We start from the raw sequence: 8,129 nt of genomic DNA, 5'->3' as shown, positions 1-8,129 counted from the left end.
GCACAGGCCCGGGGGTCTGGGGGCGGAGCCCCCAGCAAGACCCGCACCAGCGCCGGACCCCCCCCGACATGCGAAGGGCCCCGAACCCACCCGGGTCCGGGGCCCTGCCAAGACGCCGTCACGGCAATTGCGCCGCCCGCGCCTCCCGCCGATTGTCACGGAAGTTGTTCACCCGCCGAGCCGTCGCGAACAGCGGGATCACCGCCCCCATCACCAGCTGCAACGCGCACCCCGTCTGCAGCAGCAGCTGCCCGCTCGGCGCGTCGAACGCCCACGCGGCGAGCAGCCCCATCGACAGCACGATCCACGACAGCATGGCCACCGCGAGCCGCCCCCGCGGCTTCGGGTACTCCACCCGGCTCACCATCAGCCACGCCGTCCCGATGATGGCCAGCAGCGTCGCCACGAACGGCAGCTCAAGCAGCACGATCGACACCACCGTCAGCGCCCCGAACGGCGACGGCATGCCCTGGAAGGTGCCGTCCTTGACGGTGACGCAGGAGAACCGCGCGAGCCGCAGCACCACCGCCAGCAGCACCACGATCGCCCCCACCGCCGCCACTCGCTGGTAGGCGTCGTCCGCGACCATGCCGTAGACGAGGACGAAGTACGCCGGCGCAAGGCCGAAGCTGATCAGGTCGGAGAGGTTGTCCAGCTCCGCGCCCATGGGCGACGACCGCAGCTTGCGCGCCACGAGGCCGTCGCACAGGTCGAAGATCGCCGCGCACAGCATCAGGATGACCGCGGTGGCCGCGCTGTGCCGGGCCATGCCCGACTCGTCGCTGCCCATGAGGTGCGGGATGAGGATCCCGGTGGTGGTGAAGTACACCGCCATGAACCCGCACGTGGCGTTGCCGAGAGTGAGGGTGTCCGCTATCGACAGACGGAGCGAGAGAGGCATCTCCTCCTCTTCGTCCACGTCGTCGGCCTCGGGCACCCATCCGGCCTGGGTCTGTGGATCAATCACGGTCAATTCGAGTCACCCCAGCCACCGTCTTCTGACCCACTTCGACGTCGACCTCCACACCCTCGGGCAGGTACAGGTCGACGCGCGAGCCGAAGCGGATCAGACCGACCCGGTCGCCCTGCTCGACCTTGGTGCCCTGCGGCACGTAGGGGACGATGCGGCGGGCCACCGCGCCGGCGATCTGGATCATCTCGATGTCGCCCAGCTCGGTGTCGAAGTGCCACACGACGCGCTCGTTGTTCTCGCTCTCCTTGTTGAAAGCGGGAACGAAGCCGCCCGGCACGTGCTCGACCGACGTCACCGTGCCCGACAGCGGGGCGCGGTTGACGTGGACGTTGAGCGGGCTCATGAAGATCGCGACGCGGGTACGGCCGTCCTTCCACGGCATGATGCTCTGCACCACACCGTCGGCGGGCGAGATGACCCGGCCCTGGGTGATCTCGCGCTCGGGATCGCGGAAGAACCACAGCATCCCGGCCGCGAGCGCGGTGGCGGGGACGGCGACGGCCTTGGCCGCGCCGGAACGGCGGGCGCGCAGGAGGCTGACGGCTGCGGTGGCGACGGTCGGCAGAAGCCACGGCGATGCTCCGCGCGCGAGGCGTACGCCGGCGAGGCTGTCGCGAGGTGCAGAGGTTTGGCTGTGGGGCATGGATGACCTTCGTAGCGGATGATGCCGCACACTGACGGGGGACGGCGGCTTTCCGGCGATCGTAGCGGCTCTCAGCCGCAACTGGGTAAGCCAGGAAGCCGAGTCGGCGGCCGAACACTGCCTACGGGGTGTGACCTTCTTCTCCAAGAAAACACCCCGTATCCGGACATCTAACCCTGGAATCGATACTCTTCGAGCAGTCGGCGGCCGATGATCATTTTCTGGATCTCGGCGGTGCCCTCACCGATCAGGAGCATCGGAGCCTCGCGGTAGAGGCGCTCGATCTCGTACTCCTTGGAGAAGCCGTACCCGCCGTGGATCCGGAAGGCGTCCTCCACGACCTCTTTGCAGTACTCGGATGCGAGGTACTTGGCCATCCCCGCTTCCAGGTCGTTTCGTTCGCCCGAGTCCTTTTTGCGTGCAGCGTTCACCATCATCGCATGCGCCGCCTCCACCTTGGTAGCCATCTCCGCGAGCTTGAACTGAATGGCCTGGTGCTGGGCGATCTGCTTGCCGAAAGTGTGACGCTGCTGGGCGTACCGGACGCCGAGTTCGAAGGCACGCTGAGCGACGCCGCAGCCACGCGCCGCCACGTTGACGCGGCCGACCTCGACGCCGTCCATCATTTGGTAAAAACCTCGCCCGGTGACGCCGCCGAGCACCCGATTGGCCGGAATGCGCAGGCCGTCCATGATGAGCTCGGTGGTGTCGACACCCTTGTAGCCCATCTTGTCGATCTTGCCGGGGATGGTCAGGCCGGGGCGGACCTCACCGAATCCGGGCTCCTTCTCCACCAGGAAGGTCGTCATCGACTTGTGGGCGGCGGTCCCCTCGGGGTGACCCTCGTCACTTTTCACGAGAACGGCCACCAGCGACGACGTACCGCCGTTCGTGAGCCACATCTTCTGGCCGTTCAGGACATACTCCTCGCCGTCCCGCACCGCCTTCGAGGAGATGGCCGACACGTCGGAACCCAGTGCCGGCTCGGACATGGAGAAGGCGCCGCGGATGTCGCCCGCGGCCATCCGGGGCAGGAAGTGGTCCTTCTGCTCCTGCGTGCCGTGCTGCTTGAGCATGTACGCCACGATGAAGTGCGTGTTGATGATGCCGGACACCGACATCCAGCCCCGGGCGATCTCCTCCACGCACAGCGCGTAGGTGAGGAGCGACTCGCCCAGGCCCCCGTACTCCTCCGGAATCATCAGCCCGAACAGGCCGAGCTCCTTGAGCCCGTCGACGATGTCCTGCGGATACTCGTCCCGGTGCTCCAGCTCGGTCGCGACCGGGATGATCTCCTTGTCCACGAAGTCCCGGACGGTGGAGAGGATCTCCGTCTGGACGTCCGTCAGACCGTGGGTCTGGGCGAGGCGGCTCATCTACTTCCCCTGTTCCTTCAGCTCGGGGCGGCCCGGCTGCTCGCCGCCGCGCTCCTTGATGTACGTCTCGGTCGGCACCATCACCTTGCGGCGGAACACGCACACGAGGGTGCCGTCCTGCTTGTAGCCCTTGGTCTCGACGTGGACGATGCCGCGGTCGTTCTTCGACTTCGACGGCCACTTGTCCAGCACGGTCGTCTGGCCGTAGATCGTGTCGCCGTGGAAGGTCGGCGCCACGTGCCTCAGCGACTCGATCTCCAGGTTGGCGATCGCCTTGCCGGAGACGTCCGGGACGGACATGCCGAGCAGGAGCGAGTAGATGTAGTTGCCCACCACCACGTTCTTGCCGAAGTCCGTCGTCTTCTCGGCGTAGTTCGTGTCCATGTGGAGGGGGTGGTGGTTCATGGTGAGGAGACAGAACAGGTGGTCGTCGTACTCGGTGACCGTCTTGCCCGGCCAGTGCTTGTACACCGCCCCGACCTCGAACTCCTCGTAGGTCCGTCCGAACTGCATGGCGCTCAGCCCTCCGGGATCTCGAACTTGCCGGTGCGCTTCATGCCGGCGGCGCGTCCCTTGCCCGAGACGACCAGGGCCATCTTGCGGCTGGCCTCGTCGATCATCTCGTCGCCGAGCATCGCGGAGCCCTTCTTGCCGCCCGCCTCGGAGGTGTAGTAGTCGTACGCGTCCAGGATCAGCTCGGCGTGGTCGTAGTCCTCCTGGGAGGGCGAGAAGATCTCGTTGGACGCCTCGACCTGGCCCGGGTGCAGCACCCACTTGCCGTCGAAGCCGAGGGCGGCGGCGCGCTGCGCGACCTCGCGGTAGCCGTCGACGTTGCGGATCTGGAGGTAGGGGCCGTCGATCGCCTGGAGGTCGTTGGCGCGGGCGGCCATCAGGATCTTCATCAGGATGTAGTGGTAGGCGTCCGCCGGGTAGCCGGGCGGCTGCTCGCCCACGACCAGGGACTTCATGTTGATGGAGGCCATGAAGTCGGCCGGGCCGAAGATGATGGTCTCCACGCGCGGGGAGGCCTCGGCGATCTCGTTGACGTTGTTCAGGCCCCGCGCGTTCTCGATCTGCGCCTCGATGCCGATCCGGCCGACCTCGAAGCCCATCGTCTTCTCGATCTGCGTGAGCAGCAGGTCGAGGGCCACCACCTGCTGGGCGTCCTGCACCTTCGGCAGCATGATGCAGTCCAGGTTCGGGCCCGCGCCCTCCACCACCGTCACGACGTCGCGGTACGTCCACTCGGTCGTCCAGTCGTTGACGCGCACGACGCGGGTCTTGCCGGTCCAGTCACCCTCGTTGAGGAACTTGACGATGGTGTGCCGCGCCTCCGGCTTGGCGAGCGGCGCGCAGGCGTCCTCCAGGTCGAGGAAGACCTGGTCGGCGGGGAGACCCTGGGCCTTCTCCAGGAAGCGGGGGTTGCTTCCGGGTACCGCCAGACAGGAACGGCGGGGGCGAAGGCGATTTGGGGGGTGGGCGGCGGAGCCGCTCGTTCGAAGGGTGGCGGTGGGCGACGGGTGGGCTGTCGTCATGCGGGGACCTCCAGGGGGTCGAGCTTGTTCGCGTACCGGATCTCGTCGACGATCCGGCCGATGATTCCGGTGATGTCGAAATCCTTCGGGGTGAAGACCGCGGCCACTCCGGCGGCCCGCAGCGCTTCGGCATCACCGTTGGGGATGATGCCACCGGCGATCACCGGTATATCCGTGGCACCCGCCACACGGAGGCGGTCCAGCACGTCGGGGACGAGCTGGGCGTGCGACCCGGACAGGATGGACAGGCCCACCGCGTGCACGTCCTCGGCCAGGGCGGCGTCCACGATCTGCTCCGGGGTCAGCCTGATGCCCTGGTAGACCACTTCGAAGCCGGCGTCGCGGGCCCGCACCGCGATCTGCTCGGCGCCGTTGGAGTGTCCGTCCAGGCCGGGCTTGCCGACCAGGAAGCGCAGTTTGCCGACGCCGAGGTCCTTGGCCGTCAGGTCGACCCTGCGGCGGACCTCGCCGAGCGCCGAGCCCTCCTCGGCGGCGATCGCCACCGGCGCCGACGACACTCCGGTCGGGGCCCGGAACTCGCCGAAGACCTCGCGCAGCGCCCCGGCCCACTCGCCGGTCGTGACGCCGGCGCGGGCGCACTCCAGGGTGGCCTCCATGAGGTTGTCGGTGCCCTTGGCGGCCTCCTTCAGCTTCTCCAGCGCCTTGCAGGGGCGCGGGTGGTTGAAGGGCGGCTGGTAGCGGGTGTCCCGCCAGTTCAGGAGCGAGGCGATGACCCGTGCCTCGACCGCCGGGTCGACGGTCTGGATCGCGGTGTCCAGGTCGGAGGTGAGCGGGTTCGGCTCGGTGCCCTCGAAGGCGTTGACGCCGATGATCTTCTCCTCGCCCGACTCGATCCGGGCCCGGCGCTCGGCGTGCGAGGCGACCAGCTGGGACTTGAGGTAGCCGGATTCGACGGCGGCCATGGCGCCGCCCATCTCCTCGATGCGCTCCATCTCCGCGAGCGACTCCTCGACCAGCTCGTCCACCTTGGCCTCGACCACCGTCGAGCCCTCGAAGAGGTCGCCGTACTCCAGCAGGTCGCTCTCGTACGCCAGCACCTGCTGGATGCGCAGCGACCACTGCTGGTCCCACGGCCGGGGCAGGCCCAGCGCCTCGTTCCAGGCCGGCAGCTGCACGGCACGCGCGCGTGCGTCCTTGGAGAGGGTGACCGCCAGCATCTCCAGGACGATCCGCTGGACGTTGTTCTCCGGCTGGGCTTCCGTGAGGCCCAGGGAGTTGACCTGGACGCCGTAGCGGAAGCGGCGGTGCTTGGGGTTCTCGATGCCGTACCGCTCGCGGGTGACGCGGTCCCAGATGCGGCCGAAGGCGCGCATCTTGCACATCTCCTCGACGAAGCGGACGCCCGCGTTCACGAAGAAGGAGATGCGGCCGACGACGTCACCCATGCGCTCCTGCGGCACCTGGCCGCTGTCGCGCACGGCGTCCAGTACGGCGATCGCGGTGGACATCGCGTACGCGATCTCCTGCACCGGCGTGGCGCCCGCCTCCTGCAGGTGGTAGCTGCAGATGTTGATCGGGTTCCACTTCGGGATGTGGGAGACCGTGTAGGCGATCATGTCCGTGGTCAGGCGGAGCGAGGGGCCCGGCGGGAAGACGTGCGTGCCCCGGGACAGGTACTCCTTGACGATGTCGTTCTGGGTCGTGCCCTGGAGCTTGGTGATGTCCACCCCCTGCTCCTCGGCGACGACCTGGTAGAGCGCCAGCAGCCACATGGCCGTGGCGTTGATGGTCATCGAGGTGTTCATCTGCTCCAGGGGTATGTCCTGGAACAGCCGGCGCATGTCACCGACGTGCGCCACCGGCACGCCGACCCGGCCCACCTCGCCGCGGGCGAGGATGTGGTCGGAGTCGTAGCCGGTCTGCGTCGGCAGGTCGAACGCGACCGACAGACCGGTCTGGCCCTTGGCGAGGTTGCGCCGGTACAGCTCGTTGGACGCCTCGGCCGTGGAGTGACCGGCGTAGGTCCGCATCAGCCACGGCCGGTCCTTCTGACGCTCAGTCATGCGACGCTCCTCAGATGTTCCGGAAGCGGTTGATGGCGTCGACGTGCTTGGCGCGCATCTCCTCGTCGCGCACGCCCAGGCCCTCCTCGGGGGCGAGGCACAGCACGCCGACCTTGCCCTGGTGGGCGTTGCGGTGGACGTCGTGGGCGGCCTGGCCGGTCTCCTCCAGGGCGTACACCTTGGAGAGCGTCGGGTGGATCCTGCCCTTGGCGATGAGGCGGTTGGCCTCCCAGGCCTCGCGGTAGTTGGCGAAGTGGGAGCCGATGATGCGCTTCAGGGACATCCACAGGTAGCGGTTGTCGTACTCGTGCATGTAGCCCGAGGTCGAGGCGCAGGTGGTGATGGTGCCGCCCTTGCGGGTGACGAAGACGCTCGCGCCGAAGGTCTCGCGGCCGGGGTGCTCGAAGACGATGTCGATGTCCTCGCCGCCGGTGAACTCGCGGATGCGCTTGCCGAAGCGCTTCCACTCCTTCGGGTCCTGGGTGGTCTCGTCCTTCCAGAACTTGTAGCCCTCGGCGTTGCGGTCGATGATCGCCTCGGCGCCCATCGAGCGGCAGATGTCCGCCTTCTGCTCGCTGGAGACGACACAGACCGGGTTGGCGCCGCCGGCCAGCGCGAACTGCGTGGCGTAGGAGCCGAGGCCGCCGCTGGCGCCCCAGATGAGTACGTTGTCGCCCTGCTTCATGCCGGCGCCGTTGCGGGAGACCAGCTGGCGGTACGCGGTGGAGTTGACCAGGCCGGGCGCCGCGGCCTCCTCCCAGCTGAGGTGGCCCGGCTTGGGCATCAGCTGGTTGGACTTGACGAGCGCGATCTCCGCGAGGCCGCCGAAGTTGGTCTCGAAGCCCCAGATGCGCTGCTCGGGGTCGAGCATCGTGTCGTTGTGGCCGTCGGAGGACTCCAGCTCGACGGAGAGACAGTGCGCGACGACCTCGTCACCGGCCTGCCAGGCGTTGACGCCCGGGCCGGTGCGCAGGACGACGCCCGCCAGGTCGGAGCCGATGATGTGGTACGGCAGGTCGTGGCGCTTGGCCAGCTCGCTGACCCTGCCGTAGCGCTCCAGGAAGCCGAAGGTCGACAGCGGCTCGAAGATCGAGGTCCACACCGAGTTGTAGTTGACCGAGGAGGCCATGACGGCCACCAGGGCCTCGCCGGGGCCCAGCTCCGGCAGCGGCACCTCGTCGAGGTGGATCGACTTGCGCGGGTCCTTGTCGCGGGTTTCGAGGCCCGCGAACATCTCGGTCTCGTCCTTGTGCACGGTGATCGCACGGTACGACTCGGGGAGCGGCAGGGCGGCGATGTCGGCGGGCGTGGAGTCGGCCGACTGGATCGCGGCCAGGATGTCCTTCATGGTCACGGTGTTGCCTCCGGCGTCGAGCGCCCTGAGGGAGGGGCGCTGAGGGTTACGTCGGTGCTGCTGAGGGTTGGGTGAGGGGTGCCGTCGGTTCGGCGGGCGTGGTGCTGTTCGGCAGCGCTTTGTGGCGCGGAGGGTGCCTGTGACGCAGGCGCCGGACACGCGGGCGATGGCTCGCGGGGACAGCCCGGACATCTTCAACGTATGGCACCGCGTGTCACTCCGCA

General features: G+C 68.1%; 7 protein-coding genes. All 7 read right to left on the bottom strand.

Going from position 1 to position 8,129, the window contains the following annotated elements; all coding sequences use genetic code 11:
* Positions 1-118 precede the first annotated feature (118 nt).
* The 7 genes from pssA to ccrA all read right to left on the bottom strand — a co-directional run bounded on the left by pssA (position 119) and on the right by ccrA (position 7,899).
* Positions 119-937 carry a CDP-diacylglycerol--serine O-phosphatidyltransferase gene (gene pssA / locus ACFWR9_RS13570; RefSeq protein ID WP_383840371.1) on the bottom strand — a complete coding sequence of 273 codons (819 nt, stop codon included), beginning with the start codon at positions 935-937 and terminating at the stop codon, positions 119-121.
* A gap of 22 nt (positions 938-959) precedes the next feature.
* Complete coding sequence (locus tag ACFWR9_RS13565) at positions 960-1,616, bottom strand: phosphatidylserine decarboxylase (RefSeq protein WP_161330558.1); 657 nt, start codon at positions 1,614-1,616, stop codon at positions 960-962.
* Between the two features lie 170 nt (positions 1,617-1,786).
* Positions 1,787-2,992: an acyl-CoA dehydrogenase family protein gene (locus ACFWR9_RS13560; protein WP_376347832.1), complete on the bottom strand. Its 1,206-nt coding sequence runs from the start codon at positions 2,990-2,992 to the stop codon at positions 1,787-1,789.
* Entirely contained in the window at positions 2,993-3,505 is a 513-nt protein-coding gene (locus ACFWR9_RS13555; RefSeq protein WP_352154236.1) for a MaoC family dehydratase, read from the bottom strand. It lies immediately after the preceding gene.
* A gap of 5 nt (positions 3,506-3,510) precedes the next feature.
* The gene (locus ACFWR9_RS13550) at positions 3,511-4,527 is read right to left on the bottom strand and encodes an HpcH/HpaI aldolase/citrate lyase family protein (RefSeq protein ID WP_383840311.1); all 1,017 of its coding nucleotides are present in this window, start codon (positions 4,525-4,527) and stop codon (positions 3,511-3,513) included.
* The gene (locus tag ACFWR9_RS13545) at positions 4,524-6,551 is read right to left on the bottom strand and encodes a protein meaA (protein WP_383840308.1); all 2,028 of its coding nucleotides are present in this window, start codon (positions 6,549-6,551) and stop codon (positions 4,524-4,526) included. Before ACFWR9_RS13545 ends, ACFWR9_RS13550 begins: the two co-directional genes overlap by 4 nt.
* A 10-nt stretch (positions 6,552-6,561) precedes the next feature.
* Positions 6,562-7,899, bottom strand: coding sequence for a crotonyl-CoA carboxylase/reductase (ccrA, locus tag ACFWR9_RS13540; RefSeq protein WP_383840368.1), 1,338 nt, complete (start codon positions 7,897-7,899; stop codon positions 6,562-6,564).
* Between the last annotated feature and the right edge of the window lie 230 nt (positions 7,900-8,129).

Source organism: Streptomyces sp. NPDC058534, from assembly GCF_042717365.1.
Taxonomy (GTDB): domain Bacteria; phylum Actinomycetota; class Actinomycetes; order Streptomycetales; family Streptomycetaceae; genus Streptomyces.
Note: the sequence above shows the minus strand (reverse complement) of the source record. Positions and strands in the feature narration are given on the sequence as shown.